Origin of the sequence: Streptomyces sp. NPDC096152 (assembly GCF_044763235.1) — a bacterium.
Taxonomy (GTDB): Bacteria; Actinomycetota; Actinomycetes; order Streptomycetales; family Streptomycetaceae; genus Streptomyces.
Map to the genome: position 1 here is coordinate 752,696 of NZ_JBIWFW010000002.1, position 15,922 is coordinate 768,617.

Here is a 15,922-nt window from a genome sequence, read left to right on the forward strand (position 1 = left end):
TCCGGCGACACGCACCGGGGCGCGAGTGCTACAGCAGCCGGTCGAACACCGCGGTCACGCCCTCCCAGTGACTGGTCTGCGGGTTCTTGACATCCGGATACATGATTTTGAACGTCTCGGCGAGGGCGACGCTGAGACCGCCGATGATCTCGGGGTAGCGCTCTTCGGTCTCCTGGGTGGGTGTCCTGTCGAGGGGAGGGTGCGCGGCGAGCTGTTCCAGGATCGGCTTCAGCTCGACCTCCTCGTCGAGCCGCCGGAACCGGTGGATGCTCTCCTGGAGGCCCTTGGTGATCGGTAGGTCCCACGGTTCGACGGTATCCCGGCCGTTGGCCTTGGCCGACGCCTGGCCGACGACCAGGAGGTCGTAGAGCTTGGCGTCGACGAAATCGCCGTATCGCTTCAGGTCGTTCCTGTCCACGTCGAGGCTTGCGGCGGCGCGGAAGAACCTCTCGAACTTCGACACACCCATCACGGTCATGCCTCTCGCCTCCTCACCGGGAACCGGACGGCGTCGTTCGCTCCCGTCGGCGCCACCATCGGCTGTTACCGGTCGAGGTTGGCAGAGCCCGCCTGCTGAGCGCCTCCGCACCCCAGGCCGAAAAAGAACACCCCCTCCTGCCCTGGCAGAGCAGCATGAAATGCGCAGGCATCCCCCGGCCAGCCGTACGGCCGTCCCTTCGCAGGAAGCTGCGCGGCGTTGCAGCGCCTCGAACGAGAGCCGCTGACCGGACGACACGACCAGCTCGGGGAAGCGGGACTGTCCGGGCGCCCCGACGAGACGGGAACAAGGCCGGGCCCGGCGCAGGGGCCGGGCTGAAAAGTAGGCATCACTCCGCCCCAACGGTCCATCGACCTGGAAGTGTGGCTGATGGACATCGCCCGACAACTCGCCGCCGTCGAACACTCTCGACGCCGAACGGGCCGGCCGGAAACGCGACGGCGGGAAAGTCGACCGCGCCCACAGGCACGGCGCCCTGACGGACATCCTGCAGACCGGCGCCGGCGTCCCCTTTGCCTGGCGGAGGCCGTCTGCACTTGTGCTCGGAGGTCTATCGAGCCCGCCGCCTTTCCTCCCGCCGGGAGCAGGCCGGGTGTGGCCCACATCCGGAGCATGGAAATGTCGGATTGCACTCGGCCTCTGCTGAGGCGCATACACCATGACGCACGTCAGCCCACACCCCCATACGCACCCTTCCATGGCTGTCTCAGGTCCCACGCCGGGCAGTTGCAAAGCTTCCGAAAAAGGAGGGCTCATGGACTACCGCACCTTCCTCGACACCATCACCCGGCGCGCCCCTGTCCCCCCGGAGAAGGCGGAGCCCCTCACCCGCGCCACCCTGGAAACCCTGGCCGAGCGGCTCACCAGGGGTGAGGCGGAGGACCTCGCGTCCGAACTGCCCAAGCCGCTGAAGGAACCGCTGGTCTCTCCCACTCCGGAGGCCGAGCCCTTCGGACTCGACGAGTTCATCAATCGGGTGAGCAGGCGAGCAGGGGTGGGCCCGGACGAGGCCCGCGAGGGCGTACGGGCGGAGCTGAGCACCCTGAGGGACGCGGTCAGCGATGGCGAGTTCCGACACGTAATGTCTCAGCTGCCCCGGGACTTCGGGGCTCTCGTCGGCGCCCCGGGCTAGAAGGAGCCATGACCGACGAGGTCGGCGCCATCTCGAGGGGACGGAACCGGCCGTACTCACGGCGGCCACCGTCACACCGGTCGAGGGGCGGACGTTCTGCGTCCCGGGCACCTCGGGCGACATGGAGGCCGAGGTGCCGCAGGGGCTGTTCTTCCGCGACGTGCGGGTCATCTCCGACTGGCAGATCCGGGTGGACGGCCACCGGCCGCACCCCCTCACCGTGCTTTCGGACCCCTACAGCACCACGTTCGTCTCCTGCGTCCCGCCACTCGGCGCGCAGAGCGAATTCCTGTGGGAACGTCGGCGCTACGTCGGCGAGGGGATGCGCGAGGGCCTCCGGTTGCGCAACCTCAGCACGCGTCCGATGCGGACCCGGACACTGCGTGAAATCACCGGAGGATCGCATGACACAACCGACAGTTCCCTCAGCCGGCGCACCCGTGGACGTCGAAGGCCGGGCGCAGCGGCCGTTCTTCGAGCACGCGGCCATGGCCAGGGCGTATCCCGGCGGCAGGATGACCGTGGGCGCCATCACGCCCCTGGAGGGCTTCGACGGGCCCGTACCGTCCCTGGCCGGGCACATCGAGCGGATCCAGCAGGCCGAGCGGGCCGGCTTCGCCTCGGTGTGGGTCCGTGACGTGCCGCTGCTGGACCCGAGCTTCGGGGACGCCGGGCAGGTCTTCGACCCGTGGGTGTACCTGGGGCAGCTCAGTGCCCGCACCACCTCGATCACCCTGGGGACCGCCAGCATCGTCATGCCGCTGCGGCATCCATTGCACACCGCCAAGGCGGCCGCCTCGGTGGACCAGCTGTCAGGGGGACGGCTCCTGCTCGGGGTGGCCACCGGTGACCGGCCCGTGGAGTTCCCGGCCTTCGCTCAGGACCTGGGCGGCCGGGCCGAGAGGTTCCGGCAGTCGCTGGAGTACTTCCGTGTCGTCCTCGAGCACCGTTTCCCGCACGTGGAGTCGCCGCTCGGCCGGATGCTCGGCACCGATCTGCTGCCCAAGCCGGTGTACCGGCGGATCCCCGTACTGATGACGGGACGCGGCAGGCAGGACGTCCGGTGGATCGCCGACAACACGGACGGCTGGCTGTACTACACCCCGCCGCTCCAGCAGCAGGCCGAGAACATCGAGCGGTGGCGGGAGCTGACCCGCGGCGACGGCGGTGGGTTCAAGCCGTACGCCCAGGCCACTTATCTGGACCTTTCCGAGGACCCGCTGGCCCTGCCCCGGCGCATCCACCAGGGCTTCTCGGTGGGCCGGGTGTCGTTCCTGGCGATGATGCGGGCCTGGCAGGACATCGGCATCGACCAGCTGATGATCAACTTCAAGCACAGCCGCCGCCCGGTCGCCGAAGTGATCGACGAATTGGCCGAGCACGTGCTGCCGCACTTCCCGCCCGGGCGCTCCGGGGCGCGCGGCGAGCACCGGCGGCCCGTGGGGCGGGGCCCTGAGGAAGAACGGACCCCCGGCGCCCCTGCGTGACAGGGCCGGGCTCAGTCCCGGACGGCCCCGGACGGCCGCTCCTGCGCATAGTCGCACGTGCCCTCCGCGCGGAACTGCAGGGCCGCCCTGGTCACCTCCGCGCCGAGGCCGCGCAATTGGTCCGCGACCGCCTGGTCGGTGAGGCGTCCGTCGCCGTCGAAGACCCGGGAGGACCGCGGGACCGCGAACACCAGCGGCACGGCCCAGCCGCGCAGCGACCGGACGATGAACTCCATCGCGTTGATCGCCTGCAGGCCCTGCACTCCACCGGCGGTCGTCAGCATCCCCACGGGTTTGTTGCTCAGGTAGGGCGGGTCGTGGTCGGCCAGGAGGGCGAGCCAGTCCACCGCGTTCTTGAACGCGCCGCTGACCGACCCGTGGTATGTCGGGCTGCTCCACAGCAGGGCGTCGGCGGCCTGAACGGTGTGCGCAAGCCGGCGGGCGGACGGAGGGATCCCGTGCTCGGACGTGTAGAACGGAAGATCCAGCCGCTTGAGGTCGATCACCTGGGTGTCGGCGCCCGCCTCGGCGGCCCCCTCGACCGCCGCACACAGTGCGGTGAGGCTGGTCGACGGGGTGCGCAGCGAACCCCCCATTCCGACGACGAGCGGGGGGCGCGCCATCCTCTCAACTCCTTCAGAGCATCTCCAGAGGCGTGGGCCGGCTGGGCGGCGGGAACGCCTCGTCGAGGGCGTCGAGCGCCTCGGTGGGAAGGTGGAGGTCCACCGCGCCGCGGTTCTCCCGAACGTGGTCGGGTGATCCGGAACGCGGGATCGCGACCACCCCCTGTTCCAGCACCCAGGCGAGTGCCACCTGGGTCGGCGTGGCTCCGAGGGCCCGGGCCACGGCACCCACTGCCTCGACCTTCAGGAGCCGCCCCTGCTCGATGGGGGAGTAGGCCATGACCGTCACCCCGGCCTCGCGGCACCAGGGGAGCAGATCCCACTCGATGCCGCGCCGGGAGAGGTTGTACAGCACCTGGTCGACGGCCACGGCGTCGCCGCCGGGGAGGGTGGTCAGCTCGACCATGTCGGCGACGTCCAGATTGCTTACGCCCCAGTAACGGATCTTCTCCGCCTCCATCAGGTCGGTGAATCCAGCAAGGGTCTCCTCCAGTGGCCACCGTCCCCGCCAGTGCAGCAGGTACAGGTCCAGCCGTTCCGTACGGAGCCGCCGCAGGCTGCCCTCGCAGGCGGCGACGGTGCCCTTCCGGTCGGCGTGGCCGGGCAGCACCTTGCTGACGAGGAAGACCTCCTCCCGGCGTCCCCGGATGGCCTCTCCGACGAGCTCCTCGGCTGCGCCGGCGCCGTACATCTCCGCCGTGTCGACGACGGTCATGCCCAGGTCCATGCCCAGCCGCAGCGCGGCGATCTCCTGTTCACGCCGGGTCGGATCCTCGCCCAGGTACCAGGTGCCCTGCCCGAGTGCCGCGATCTCCTCGCCGGAGGGGAGCGCGATCGTTCTGGCCGATTCCGCAGACATCTCGGGCCTCCTGTCTGCCGCGGATCCGTGTCACGCGCACCCGCACCGAGTGCCCAGGTCCGCGCCTCCCAGACAACCGGTGCCGGATACGTCGCAGGGAGGTCAGGAGGGGCGAGCGGACTGCGCCGAGAGCTCGCCGGGACGGGGTGCGCGGTCGCGCAACGCGACGGCGACCGCCACAACGGCGCCGCAGGAGAGGACCGCCGCGAAGCCGATCATCGCGGTCTGCACGGCGAAGTGCCGCAGGGCGATGCTGAACAGGACGGACGGCAGGCCCATTCCGAGGTACGCGACGACGAAGAACACGGCGAGGACTCCCGCGCGTGAGGCGGGCTCGGCCACTGAAACGGCACGTTCGACGCCTCCCTTGAACAGCAGCCCGGAGCCGGCTCCCGACAGGGACACGGCGACCAGGTAGAGCCAGAGCGCCGGGTGGTAGAGGGCGACGGCGCACAGGACCAGGCCGACCGGGAAGACCACTGCCCCCACGGTCAGGACCCGGGGCAGTGGGAGGCGGCCCAGCACCAGCTGGGCGGCCGCCGCGGAACCGAACATGAGGAAGGCCGCCAGGCCGACCACGAGGTGCGAGTCGGTGTGCAGGGTGCCGTGGAGGACGCTCGCCCCTAGGGAGGAGATCAGGCCGAGGATCGCGAAGGCGAAGGCGCCCAACGCGCCGGCCGCGCCGAACGTCCGCCGGCCGCCGGGGCGCAGGACGAACCTGCGGGGCGGTTCGGCCGCGGGCAGCTCCAGGTCCACGGTCTCCGGGGTGGACAGTACCAGCGCCAGGCACACTGCCATGGCGAGCGTGAAGAACGCCTGGGTGGTGATCAGGGGCGCGGGAAGCCACTCGGCGGCGGCTCCGGCGACCAGGGGCCCCGAGGCCAGGCCGCCGAGGTTGGCGGCGGTGGCCACGATGCCGGGCAGCACCGAACCCGTCCGTTCCGGACGGGCCTCGTGGTGGAGGTCGTGCAGGTACGTCGTCGCGGTCGAGGCCATCAGCCCCAGTCCGACACCGTTCAGGATCCTGCCCGTGATCAGCCCCGGCAGGTCCTGCCACACGATCAGTACGACCGACGCGACGAGGCCGACCAGCAGCGCCGGGACGATGATGCGCCGCCGGCCGAGCCGGTCCGACAGGTGGCCCAGTCCGAGGAAGGCGGCCGCTGCGCCCACGACCATCGAGGCGTACGCCACCGTGACCGTGGTCGCGCCGAAGTGGTCCCGGGCCTCGTACAGCGGCCACAGCGGGGTCGGCGCGGTGCCGAAGGCCATCAGTACGGTGAAGGCCACCGCCACGAACCAAAAGCCGGTCGCGTGCGCGGCACGGCGCCCGGCGGGGGCACGGGGCGGCAGGTCGGCGGGGGCACGGGACGGCAGGTCGGCGGGAGCGGGTGCTGGGATCCGGTGGGTCGGGTCGCCGGGAGCGTCGGCTGTGGGACGGCTCAGCGGCGTCGGAACGGCAGGCAGGGGTACCCCTCCTCGGGTGGAATTGGATGGCGCTTTCCATCCTCCTCACCAGCGAGGATCAGTGCCAACGAATGTTTTTGCTGGGCTCGAGCAATGCGAGTGATACTTCTCCTGTGGAGCTACGTCAGCTGGAGCACTTCATCGCGGTCGCCGAGGAGCTGAGTTTCACGCGTGCCGCCCGTCGGCTGCACGTGGTGCAGTCCGGGGTGTCCGCCGCGATCCGCTCCCTGGAGCGCGAGCTCGGCTGCGCGCTGTTCGAGCGCACGTCGCAGCAGGTCCGGCTCACCGGGGCGGGCGCGGCGCTGCTGCCGGACGCTCGGGCCACCCTGCACGCCGCCCAGGCGGCCCAGGACGCCGTGCGTGCCGCACAGGACACGCTGCGCGGCACGGTGAACGTGGGCGCCATGGCCTCGGTCGAGGTGGTGGACCTGCCTGCGCTCCTCGGGCAGCTGCACGCGCGGCATCCGGCGATCGACGTCCGGCTGCGGCTGGCGACGACCGGCTCGGCGGGACTGGCGCACGCGCTGCTCAGCGGGGACCTGGACGTGGCCTTCCTGTCGCTGCCCGAGCGCAAGCCTGCCGGGATCGATGCACGGGAGCTGGCCACCGTGCCCCTCGTCCTGGTGGCGAGCGCCGCCCATCCGCTCGCGCAGCGGGGGGAGGTGGCACTTGAGGACCTCGCGGGGGAGCCCTTCGTGGACTTCCCGCCGGGCTACGGCAACCGTGAGGTGGTCGACCGGGCGTTCGCGGCGGCGGGCGTCGTACGCAGGGTGGCACTGGAAGTGCCCGACATCGACATGGGGGCGGCACTGGTCCGGCACGGTCTGGGCATCGCCTTCCTGCCCGCGTTCGCCGTTGCCCGCACCCCCGGCCTGCACGTCCTGGACGTATACGACACCATGCTCCGCTGGAGCATGCATCTCGGCACGTCGTCGACCCGGCGGCCCAGCTCGGCTCTGCGGGCGCTGCTCGACCTGGTCGACCTCCATGTCATCGCCCTGTGACGATGGTGTCCGGCCCCCTGCGTCCGCCTCGCTGCGGCCGCGACATCTGCCGCAGCATCCGCTTGCCGTCGTCCATAGGCGGCGTCGGACACCTTCTCGTCCCCTACGAGGCTGGTGCCTAAGGCCCGCCGATCATCGCGATGGCGGTGATGAACCGGACCAGGAAGAGGTAGTCGCCGATCTCCGACGGCAGACCGGGGTCGGCCCACAGCACGGCACGCACCATGACCACACTTTCGTGTGCGCCTAGCGACACGGCGGCCGCGAAGGACCGGCCATCTGTCCGCGGGTGTCACCCGCCGTGCCTCGGCGCACGCGCACGTCCGGGCCGCTGGCGCCGTGACACGGCCGCCGTGCCGAAGGCCCTGGGGTCACCCGGCGGATTCGAGGGCCTGGGAGAAGTCCTTGCCGAGCTGCGACATCAGGTCGTTGAACTCCTTCTCGCTGATCGCCTCCCGGAGCACGGTCAGTACGGTTCGCACGCCTCGGTCGGCCTCCTCCACCTTGAGCATGGTGCGTTCGGCCACGCGCCGCACGCTGTCGTGGTGGCCGAAGCGCTCGATGCGGTCCGTGGTTCCCCGGCGTACCGCCTCCGCGAGGCCCTCGGGGAGCTCGGTGATCAGGTCCCTGGCCTCCCCAGCGCTCAGTCTGTGGGCCAGCGTCTCGAGCGTGGCCCAGGTCAGGTCCGCCGCCTCCTGCCGGCTCAGTCCGGTGCGCTCGGCCACGGTACGGACGAATTCCTGCTCATCCATGCGTCGTCCTCCTTCGCTGCCGTGTTGCGACGAACGGCGCGGATCCCCTGCAAGCCTGCCACGCCGACCCGGCCCGCGCCCGCCCACGGACGGCGGTGACCACGACCACCCACAGCTTGACGCCTCCGTGCACCGTGGTGTGCAGGGCCTCGTCGGCCGGGTCGAGCTCGTCGTATTGCACTCATAGCGCCCCCCATGATGGCGATGAGGGACCAGACGAGGTTGCCGCCCTCGGTGAGGCCCATAGGTCCCACTGCATGAGACGAATCAGCAGGTGTGAGCAGGTCCCGGCGTGGAAACCCGAGGTGCCCCGACTCCAGGGAGGCGTCATGGACGCCCATGTCACTGCCCAGGGAAGCCCCATCGCCACGGTCAACCCGTACACCGGTGAAAGGGTTCGTGAGTTCCCGGCGCTGAGCGCGGAGGAGATGGGGCGTGCGATCGACGCGGCCCACCGTAGCTTTCCGAACTGGCGTGCCCGGTCGACGGCCGACCGAGGGGCCGTCGTCCAACGCGCCGGCCGGCTCATGAGGGAGCGCAAGGAGGAACTGGCGCACCTCCTGACCCTTGAGGTCGGCAAGCTGATCAACTCGAGCCGTGCGGAGGTCGACCTCGCGTCCGACATCCTCACCTACTACGGCGAGCACGGCCCCGAGCTGCTGGAAGAGCGACCCCTGCCGGTGCCCGAGGGCACGGCCGTGCTGGTGAACGAGCCGCTCGGCGTCCTTCTCGGTGTGATGCCGTGGAACTTTCCGCTGTACCAGGTCGTCCGATTCGCGGGTCCGAACCTCGTTCTCGGCAACACGATCCTGCTCAAGCACGCGAGTAGCTGCCCCCAGTCCGCACTGGCACTCGAGCAGCTGTTCACGGAGGCGGGTGTGCCGACCGGGGTCTACACCAATCTTTTCGTGCGGGGCAGAGACGTCGGGAAGATCATCGATGACTCCCGAGTGCAGGGAGCGTCACTGACCGGAAGCGAGCGGGCGGGCATGAGCCTGGGCGAGATCGCCGGCCGCAATGTCAAAAAGTCCGTCCTCGAGCTGGGTGGCAGTGATCCCTTCGTCGTGCTGGACGATCACAACCTCGAGCGCACCGTGTACGCCGCGTTCCTCGGCCGGATGGGCAACACCGGGCAGTGCTGCGTGGCGGCCAAGCGCTTCATCGCCCTTGCCGACGTCTACGACGCCTTCGTCACCGGGCTGCGTGACCGGATGAGCGAGGTGCAACCGGGAGATCCGGCCGACCCCGCCACCACGCTCGGCCCGCTGTCCTCCGAGGCCGCGGCCGAACTCCTGATGGAGCAGGTTCGTGACGCGGTGGACAAGGGAGCCACGGTGGTGCTGGGCGGCGGGCGGCCCGACCTGCCGGGCGCCTTCGTCGAGCCGACCCTTCTCACCGACGTCACACCGGACATGCGGGCCTACCGGGAAGAACTCTTCGGCCCCGTCGCCACGGTCTACCGGGCCGCCGACGAGGACGAGGCCGTGGCACTGGCCAACACCTCCCCCTACGGCCTGGGAGGCGCGGTCTTCGCCGCCGACCCGGAACGTGCTCGCGCAGTCGCGGACCGGCTGGAGGCGGGCATGGTATGGATCAACCACCCGACCGCGTCCCGACCGGAGCTGCCCTTCGGCGGCATCAAGCGCTCCGGCTACGGGCGCGAACTCGGCGACGTGGGCATCGTGGAATTCGCGAACCGCAAGCTCGTGCGCTACGTGGACGCCGACGCCCCGATCGAAGAAGTGCTGGGCTGACCTACGAGCCGGTCGACCACGCTCTCCATGGCGAGCTGGGGGGTGGGAGCAGGACAGGCTGCGTTCGAGCGGCTACAGCAGCGGCTCGCCGGACGCGGGACGACTCCCCCCAGGCATCGCGGGAGTGGCCGGCGCACTTCGTGGCCTTCGACCTGGTCCACCGAGGCGACGACCTGACCGGCTGGCCGTACGCGCGGCGTCGGGCGGCGCTGGAGGCGTCGTTCGCGGACCGCGGCCTGCCGGCGCCCTTCACGTTGACGCGGGATTGGCTGGCGTGGACGGCGGCCGGGGTGGAGGGGCTGCGCTTCAAGCGGCTGAGGAGTGGACACGGTCCCCAGCACAATCCGGGGCATCGTCAACACCATCATCCGGTTCGCCGAAAACGTCCTCCCGAGTATCTGGAGCGGGCTCTCGCGGTGCATCACCAGGCCGGTGCGCACCAGTACCGCGCCACCGTGGGCGCCTGGTGCGTGCCGCGCGGCAGCGGTCCACACCACCGCAGTGCAGTGCGCACCGATGCCCGCATCGATGGTGGACGGTATCCCTGGTGCAGATATGGCGAATCGTCGGTGCTCGCCGAACGCCCTCACGGGCGCGCAACGGGACTCTGGCCAAGGCCGGGCTGGTGCGGTTGGCTCGCGTCCTGGTCGTCCCGCTGTCCGCTGGGAGCGGCGCAACCGAAGTCCACGACGCCTTCATCACCGTCGCCTGCATCCTTGTCTGCTGGAGACGCATCAAGAAGGCCGACACATGAGCCCGGTCCTTGCAGGCTGGGGCTTCGAGCGCCGCGGCCACGCCTGGACCTCAGCCTGCCGCCCGAGCACGGACTTGGAGACCTCCACCAGTGTTCCCTCCGCCAGCCAGAGCACGGATGCGGGTACGAAGATCGTGGGCCGCCAGCGAGGCGTCGTGACCAACCTATCGGCCTCCTCCCGGCGGTGCTGGTCACCGCGGCCGGTATCCAGGACTCCGCAGCCGGCACCCGGCTGCTCGAACCCAGGTCGCCGGCCGTCCCGGCATCCGCAGGGCGGCCCAGATGCTCCTCCGCCGCCCGGCCCACCCACTGCAGCACTGCTGACACCACTCCCACAGGAGTTCCAGCGAGGCGTCAGCCGGGCCCGCCCAGCACGATCTTCCACACTCGGGTCGCCACCTGGAGGTTGAGCCGGTCCTCGACGTTCGCGAGGTCGTTGCCGCTGATGTCGCGGATGCGCTGGAGCCGATAGCGCAGCGTGCTGCGGTGGATCGCGAGGGATTCTGCGGTCTCGTCGTAGTTGCCGCCGCAGTCGAAGTACCGGGACAGGGTCTCCACCATGGCCGCGTGGTGTTGGGAGTCGTAGTCGATGAGTTGCCCGAGCCACTCGTGGACGAATGTCTCCAGTTCCCGGTAGTCGTTGCCGGGTCCCAGGATGCGGTAGAGGCCGAGCTCGTCGAAGAACGCCGTGCCGTAGCGCTCGCGGGAGTGGCGGCGCACTTCCAGGGCGCGCTGCGCCTCCTGGTAGCCGTGGGGGATGTCGTCCAGGGAGTCGCACGGGTCGCTCACCCCGATCATTCCGGACCGTGTCCCGGTCTCCCGGGCGAGTGCCTCGTACAGCGCGCGGGCGTGCGGCCTGTCGTCGGTGACCAGGACGACGTGGTCGGAGCGTCGGGTCAGCAGCGAGCGCATGCCCACGGCAGAGGCCGCCCGCCCCACGGTCTGTGCGAAGGAATCGTCGGCGGTCCGGTTCGACCACTGCACCACGACGACGTAGTGGCTGCGGTGCAGGTCGTGTCCGACTGCCTCGGACCGGGCGTAGGCGCTCGCCTCGTCCGTCCCTGCCAAGAGGTCGTCTACCAGCTCGCGGTGCAGCCTCAGCTCCACTTCGGCCAGATTGCGCAGGTGCGTAAGCTCCGGGGCGAGTGACGCGGCAGCGTGTTCCAGCGCGAGCACGGTGTGCTCGTCGGCCTCGTCCCAGGTATCGACCAGGGCCAGCACGCCCAGGATCTCGCCGTGCGGGCGGATCAGGGTGATCAGCCGGTCCCTTATCCGTACCGGCCCGGCCTGACGGGCGACGGCGTGCAGCATTTCGTCCTGGCGCACTGGGTCCGGTTCGGGATAGGGGACGGGGCGGCTGGGGCCGGTCCAGGACCTCAGCCGGCCGAAGCGGTCCTCGACCAGCGCAGGAAGTCCAGTGAGCCCGTGCAGTGCGCGGGTGATGGCTTCCTCGCCGCCGCCCGAGGCAGCGACATCGGCCATGAGCGCGTGAACAGCCCGCTGGTACCCCAGCTCCGCCCTTACGGAGATCAGCTGCCGCTGGAGGGCGGTGCGTTCCTCCCCCAGCCGGCGCAGCTCCAGCGCGTCCTCGCGTTGGCGGCGGTGTGCGAAAGCGACCGACAGCGCAGCGGCGGTGTGCCGGACGAGCGTGGCGAGCAGGGATCGCTCGACCGCGGTGGGCCGGGAGTGGGACGTCACCACGAGGTAGCCGTGGAGTCCCTCAAGCCCGCGCAACCCCAGGGCCCGGCCCCAGGGTCTTCCCGGTACGGTCACAGGGCCGTCCTGCCCGGCCAGCTCCCGCACCCTCCGGCCCACGGCCAAGGCGTGCGTCTGCCCGTTCCTCGGGCTGGGGAGTAGGTCGCCGCCCACATTGAGGTATCCGGCCTCGGCACTGTATGGCCCCGCAGCGGCTATGTGGTCCATGGCCAGGCGCAGGATCTCGACTTCGTCCGGAGTGCCGAACAGGGCGCGGGAGAGCGCGACCAGTTCGTGGAGGGCAGGGTCGGCTGGGGTGCGAGCGGGCGGGCGGGGCCCTCCGCGCGCGGCCGTGGGATACCGCCCGGCGCTCTCCCGCGGAAGGCGGCCTTCCCGGTCGGAGCCGCGGTGGTACAGGCTGTGCGCCCGATTGCCGACCATGGGACCACTCCGTCCCTCGAAGCCTTCAGAGAACCGAGCGGCAATCGCGTACCCGCTCACGAGCCGGCTTACCCGAGATGTGTGCATCCTTTCTCTCGTACTCGTGGGGCGACCGGACCTGTGCATTCCTGACTCGCCGGACGCAGGCGTGGAGCCACCCGGTTCGTCACCCTGGGGAGGGCTCGAGACTCTCCGTGTGCACCGGTAGGGAACCCCTGCGTGGGCCACCTAATGCGGCCCTGCCGCATGGTCATCCCCGCGCCCTCGGACAGGTCGCCCGCGACCTCGCCGGACGGATCAAACCCGTCAAGGTCGACGTCAAAATCCACGGGTCGGTCGGCGGCTTCGAGGTGCAGGCGGTGCCGACCCTCCTCGTCGTTTGGACCAGGGCGAGACGCTCGCTGGCAAGGCCGGCGCGGCACCCGCGCACGTCCTGCGTTCGTGGGCCGAGCAGGCGGTGGCGGCTGGCAAACCACTGCAGGAGGGTGAACACGATGGACCACCCTGGAAGCCCCCCGGAAGCGCAGAACAGAACTGCATGTTCCCAGGTGCGAACCGTGAGCTCCTCTACCGAAGCAGGCACCTTCGCCCGGCCGGTCCGCCGCGCCGGGTGAAGAAGGCGGCCTGCCGCGAACCCATGAGAAGACGGAGAGGAAGGGCGATGGCCATGCCCCTGCGGAGCCACCGCAGTGGCGGAACAACGGAGCGGCGCCTCCGTTGGGCCCGCAATCCGCTGACTGAATTCGACGAACTGCTCACTCAGATGAGCGGATTGCTCGAGTCCACGGTGGGCGGCGCCGCGTCCGCAGCCGCGTGGACCCCCACTCGCGGACGTCACACAGACCGACGACGCCTTCGAGCTCGAGATCTGACTCCCTGGTGTCAAGAGCAAGGACATCGACGTCGAGGCCAACGGACAGGACCTGGTGGTCACCGGAGAGATCAAGGAAAAGGAGCGCAAGGGCGTCCTGCGCCATGGCACCCGCCGGACCGGTGCCTTCGAGTACCGGCTGAGACTGCCCGCAGGGGTGGACGCCGAGAAGGTCGCAGCGGATATGTCGGCCGGTGTGGCCGGAAGCAGTCGTACGCCGCACTGCGCGCCGTCCTGCACGGGCTACGGGACCGGCTCTCCGTCGACGGGGCCACGCACTTCGGGGCCCAGCTTCCGACCCTGATCCGCGCCGTCTACTACGACGGATGGAAAGCCGTCCGAGACACCAGTGAGGCTGAGCGGCGAGGAATTCCTCCAGCGCGTCCGGGACGAATTTCCCTACGCGGTCGACGGCGGCATCCCGCCGGCGTTCGCGCAGCGGTTTCGGGCGACGTCCGTGCTGACCCTGGTCCGGTTCGACACGGGAATGGAGGAAACCATCGTGGCGCGTGGCTGAGCAGCCACCCCACGCCAGGCGGCACGCGGGAAGCACAGGTCACCCTGTCGTGCAGTCCTTCCAGCCAGGAGAGGACTGGCGCTGGTGCTACGTCCACGAGGCGCTGGTCTGATGAGCACGGCCGAGCACCGGCATGGTGCGATCCGCGGGACACCGGACCGGTGCGGGGCGTTCCCGCGTCTGACACCTGAGCAGCTCCAGGACCTGACCGGGCACGGTGAGAGCCGCAGGATCACCGAGGGCGAGGTGCTGTACCGCGAGGGCGAGCGGTTCCAGGAGTCCCTGGCGATCCTTGGCGAGCCTGACCTCGGTGACCGTCGACCCGGTGACAGCCGGAGGCCAGGCCGGTACCTCGTCCCGCATCGAGACCTACCTTGGCTTCCCCTCGGGCGTCTCCGGGGGCGAGCTCATCGAACGCGCGGTGCTCCAGGCCCACAAGTTCGACGCCCACCTCATGGTGCCGGCCCAGGTCAGCGGGCTCACCCCGCAGGACGACGAGTACGAGGTCACCTTCACAGACGGGTCCCGGATCCGGGCGGCGCCGTGGTGCTCGGCTCGGGCGTGTGCTACCCGCAGGCTCGCGGTGCCCGGAATCGACCGCCTGGAGGGCATCAGCGTCTACTACGCGGCGACGGTCCACGAGGCCAGTCTCTGCCGGGCGGATCCGGTCGCCGTGGTCGGCGGCGGGAACTCCGCCGGGCAGGCGGCGCTGTTCCTGCGCCCACGCGTCCAGGGTCCACATCCTCGTCCGGGGCAATGACTTCGGTGCGGACACGGAAGTCCGGGCCCAATAAGCTGACTCATGTGGCGTGTTCGGTAGTCTGCGGGTGTGGGGATCGTTGAGCGGCTGGTGCCGGGTGAGCTCCCCGGTCGGCGAGGCACTGGCTGGGATTCGATGGACTCCCCGTCATAACACCTGACAAGCATGGCCAAAAGCCGGCCACGGACCAAAAGCCAGCCAGGTCCGCCGGGCCCTCAAATGCGGCACCGGACAGCACACATGCCGCGCAACCGCTTCTTCCAGCCTCCCACCGGCCAGGTGGATGTCAAACAAGCGCTTGCGAGCGATTCTCATGGCATGCGCGCAGCCGTATTCGGGCGCCGGGATGTCCGACGCTAGATGTTCTGGAACTCGTTCGGCAGTTGCGACATCACATCCTGGAACTCCGTGTCGGGGACGGCCTCTCCCAGAGTCATGAAAACCGCAGCAACGCCCCTGCGCGCCGCGGCCTCATCGGCGCCCGCACGCTCACTCACTCGCCGGACGAACTCGGCAACGCCGAATTTCTGGGCGACATCCTCCGGTGGGACCAGGGGCGGGGCGATCTCGGCGGGCAGGACGCCGGCCAAGTGCCTGGCCTCGCCGCCGGTGATCCGCTCGGCCAGCGTCAGCATCGTCGCCTGGGTCAGCTCCCGAGCCTGCTCCTCGGGCACGTGGGCCCGCCGGCTGACGAGCCGGATGAACTCGTCGCTGTCCATGGCGCCTCCAATCCTGCAACCCATCACAGGTACCGCGCATGCACCGCCCCAAACGGCGATCGAAATGCCGACGCGGACCTCGCCGCCGGTGCCGAAAGCGCCGGTCACTGCCCGCCCTCATCACCTTCCTCGATAAAGGGGCGCACCGCGTCCAGCAGGACCCTCAACGCACCGGTGAGCATCCCGACCTCGGCGACGCGCTGGGCGTACGGGTCCTGCGGGTATTGCCGCTCGGCCTGCTCGGCCCGCTCGGCGGCGTTCGCCAGGATCTGCTCGGCGGCCTGAGCCGCGGCGCGCAGGGCGGCACGTTCGATATCGCCGGGCATGTGAACTCCCCTGGATTCGGGCGTCGGGCACAGGGTTCGCCGGAATGCTTCGACATCGCCAGCAGCCGGTTTTGCCGGGAATGCCACAGGCAGGGCACGAGTACGAAGTGCCCCGGGACAGGAACTGGGAAGGAGATATCTCTTCCACAAGCGTACGGGACGTGCTGGACGCGCTGCAGGACGTCGACTTCCCTGCGGGCACCGAGGAACTGTTCCAGGCCGCCGAGAATGCCGGAGCGCCCGGGGAAGTGGTCAAGGCGCT

14 protein-coding genes and 4 pseudogenes are annotated in these 15,922 nt (G+C 70.1%); 10 read left to right on the forward strand and 8 right to left on the reverse strand.

Annotation, left to right across the window (positions count from 1 at the left end; translation table 11 throughout):
• Nucleotides 1–28: 28 nt before the first annotated feature.
• Nucleotides 29–478, reverse strand: coding sequence for a DUF1931 family protein (locus tag ACIQ9G_RS08975; RefSeq protein ID WP_403607636.1), 450 nt, complete (start codon nt 476–478; stop codon nt 29–31).
• Between the two features lie 775 nt (nt 479–1,253).
• Between ACIQ9G_RS08975 and ACIQ9G_RS08980 the strand changes: the two genes are divergently transcribed.
• The 3 genes and pseudogenes from ACIQ9G_RS08980 (at nt 1,254) to ACIQ9G_RS08990 (ending at nt 3,118) form a co-directional block, all read left to right on the forward strand.
• On the forward strand, nt 1,254–1,631 hold the full coding sequence (locus ACIQ9G_RS08980) for a DUF2267 domain-containing protein (RefSeq protein WP_403607637.1): 378 nt from the start codon (nt 1,254–1,256) through the stop codon (nt 1,629–1,631).
• Nucleotides 1,632–1,725: 94 nt separating this feature from the next.
• Nucleotides 1,726–1,992 (forward strand): annotated as a pseudogene (locus ACIQ9G_RS08985) (glycogen debranching N-terminal domain-containing protein); the annotation flags it as partial.
• 43 nt (nt 1,993–2,035) lie between these two features.
• Nucleotides 2,036–3,118 carry an LLM class oxidoreductase gene (locus ACIQ9G_RS08990; RefSeq protein ID WP_403607638.1) on the forward strand — a complete coding sequence of 361 codons (1,083 nt, stop codon included), beginning with the start codon at nt 2,036–2,038 and terminating at the stop codon, nt 3,116–3,118.
• A gap of 11 nt (nt 3,119–3,129) precedes the next feature.
• Here the strand turns inward: ACIQ9G_RS08990 and ACIQ9G_RS08995 are convergent, their stop codons facing one another.
• From ACIQ9G_RS08995 to ACIQ9G_RS09005, 3 genes are all read right to left on the reverse strand, one after another.
• Nucleotides 3,130–3,741: an NADPH-dependent FMN reductase gene (locus ACIQ9G_RS08995; protein WP_403607639.1), complete on the reverse strand. Its 612-nt coding sequence runs from the start codon at nt 3,739–3,741 to the stop codon at nt 3,130–3,132.
• A gap of 13 nt (nt 3,742–3,754) precedes the next feature.
• Nucleotides 3,755–4,600, reverse strand: a complete 846-nt coding sequence (locus tag ACIQ9G_RS09000; RefSeq protein ID WP_403607640.1) for an aldo/keto reductase — start codon at nt 4,598–4,600, stop codon at nt 3,755–3,757.
• Between the two features lie 102 nt (nt 4,601–4,702).
• Nucleotides 4,703–5,890, reverse strand: a complete 1,188-nt coding sequence (locus tag ACIQ9G_RS09005; RefSeq protein ID WP_403607641.1) for an MFS transporter — start codon at nt 5,888–5,890, stop codon at nt 4,703–4,705.
• Between the two features lie 290 nt (nt 5,891–6,180).
• Between ACIQ9G_RS09005 and ACIQ9G_RS09010 the strand changes: the two genes are divergently transcribed.
• Nucleotides 6,181–7,071 (forward strand): LysR family transcriptional regulator, encoded by an 891-nt coding sequence (locus ACIQ9G_RS09010; protein WP_403607642.1) that lies wholly within the window; start codon nt 6,181–6,183, stop codon nt 7,069–7,071.
• 371 nt (nt 7,072–7,442) lie between these two features.
• On the opposite strand, the gene ACIQ9G_RS09015 is transcribed toward ACIQ9G_RS09010, so the two are convergent.
• Nucleotides 7,443–7,823, reverse strand: a complete 381-nt coding sequence (locus tag ACIQ9G_RS09015; protein WP_403607643.1) for a DUF2267 domain-containing protein — start codon at nt 7,821–7,823, stop codon at nt 7,443–7,445.
• 329 nt (nt 7,824–8,152) lie between these two features.
• Here ACIQ9G_RS09015 and ACIQ9G_RS09020 point away from each other — a divergent pair, with 329 nt between their 5' ends.
• Nucleotides 8,153–9,577, forward strand: coding sequence for an NAD-dependent succinate-semialdehyde dehydrogenase (locus ACIQ9G_RS09020; RefSeq protein WP_403607644.1), 1,425 nt, complete (start codon nt 8,153–8,155; stop codon nt 9,575–9,577).
• A 1,108-nt stretch (nt 9,578–10,685) separates the two neighbouring features.
• On the opposite strand, the gene ACIQ9G_RS09025 is transcribed toward ACIQ9G_RS09020, so the two are convergent.
• A complete protein-coding gene (locus ACIQ9G_RS09025) occupies nt 10,686–12,467 on the reverse strand; it encodes a PucR family transcriptional regulator (protein WP_403607645.1) in 1,782 nt (593 codons plus the stop codon).
• 926 nt (nt 12,468–13,393) lie between these two features.
• On the opposite strand from ACIQ9G_RS09025, the pseudogene ACIQ9G_RS09030 reads away from it, so the two are divergent.
• From ACIQ9G_RS09030 to ACIQ9G_RS09045, 4 genes and pseudogenes are all read left to right on the forward strand, one after another.
• A pseudogene (locus ACIQ9G_RS09030) lies at nt 13,394–13,477 on the forward strand (Hsp20/alpha crystallin family protein); the annotation flags it as partial.
• A 95-nt stretch (nt 13,478–13,572) separates the two neighbouring features.
• Nucleotides 13,573–13,632: pseudogene (locus ACIQ9G_RS09035) on the forward strand (hypothetical protein); the annotation flags it as partial.
• 55 nt (nt 13,633–13,687) lie between these two features.
• Nucleotides 13,688–13,855 (forward strand): hypothetical protein, encoded by a 168-nt coding sequence (locus ACIQ9G_RS09040; protein ID WP_403607646.1) that lies wholly within the window; start codon nt 13,688–13,690, stop codon nt 13,853–13,855.
• 292 nt (nt 13,856–14,147) lie between these two features.
• Nucleotides 14,148–14,615 carry an NAD(P)/FAD-dependent oxidoreductase gene (locus ACIQ9G_RS09045; RefSeq protein WP_403607647.1) on the forward strand — a complete coding sequence of 156 codons (468 nt, stop codon included), beginning with the start codon at nt 14,148–14,150 and terminating at the stop codon, nt 14,613–14,615.
• A 356-nt stretch (nt 14,616–14,971) separates the two neighbouring features.
• Here the strand turns inward: ACIQ9G_RS09045 and ACIQ9G_RS09050 are convergent, their stop codons facing one another.
• Both ACIQ9G_RS09050 and ACIQ9G_RS09055 read right to left on the reverse strand, forming a co-directional pair.
• Complete coding sequence (locus tag ACIQ9G_RS09050; protein ID WP_403607648.1) at nt 14,972–15,334, reverse strand: DUF2267 domain-containing protein; 363 nt, start codon at nt 15,332–15,334, stop codon at nt 14,972–14,974.
• A gap of 104 nt (nt 15,335–15,438) precedes the next feature.
• A complete protein-coding gene (locus tag ACIQ9G_RS09055) occupies nt 15,439–15,660 on the reverse strand; it encodes a hypothetical protein (RefSeq protein WP_403607649.1) in 222 nt (73 codons plus the stop codon).
• 80 nt (nt 15,661–15,740) lie between these two features.
• Here ACIQ9G_RS09055 and ACIQ9G_RS09060 point away from each other — a divergent pair.
• Nucleotides 15,741–15,905: pseudogene (locus ACIQ9G_RS09060) on the forward strand (hypothetical protein); the annotation flags it as partial.
• Between the last annotated feature and the right edge of the window lie 17 nt (nt 15,906–15,922).

Coding starts and splice junctions, on each gene's coding strand:
- ACIQ9G_RS08975 (WP_403607636.1), bottom strand. CDS start 478: ATGACCGTGATGGGTGTGTCGAAGTTCGAGAGGTTCTTCCGCGCCGCC.
- ACIQ9G_RS08980 (WP_403607637.1), top strand. CDS start 1,254: ATGGACTACCGCACCTTCCTCGACACCATCACCCGGCGCGCCCCTGTC.
- ACIQ9G_RS08990 (WP_403607638.1), top strand. CDS start 2,036: ATGACACAACCGACAGTTCCCTCAGCCGGCGCACCCGTGGACGTCGAA.
- ACIQ9G_RS08995 (WP_403607639.1), bottom strand. CDS start 3,741: ATGGCGCGCCCCCCGCTCGTCGTCGGAATGGGGGGTTCGCTGCGCACC.
- ACIQ9G_RS09000 (WP_403607640.1), bottom strand. CDS start 4,600: ATGTCTGCGGAATCGGCCAGAACGATCGCGCTCCCCTCCGGCGAGGAG.
- ACIQ9G_RS09015 (WP_403607643.1), bottom strand. CDS start 7,823: ATGGATGAGCAGGAATTCGTCCGTACCGTGGCCGAGCGCACCGGACTG.
- ACIQ9G_RS09020 (WP_403607644.1), top strand. CDS start 8,153: ATGGACGCCCATGTCACTGCCCAGGGAAGCCCCATCGCCACGGTCAAC.
- ACIQ9G_RS09025 (WP_403607645.1), bottom strand. CDS start 12,467: ATGGTCGGCAATCGGGCGCACAGCCTGTACCACCGCGGCTCCGACCGG.
- ACIQ9G_RS09050 (WP_403607648.1), bottom strand. CDS start 15,334: ATGGACAGCGACGAGTTCATCCGGCTCGTCAGCCGGCGGGCCCACGTG.
- ACIQ9G_RS09055 (WP_403607649.1), bottom strand. CDS start 15,660: ATGCCCGGCGATATCGAACGTGCCGCCCTGCGCGCCGCGGCTCAGGCC.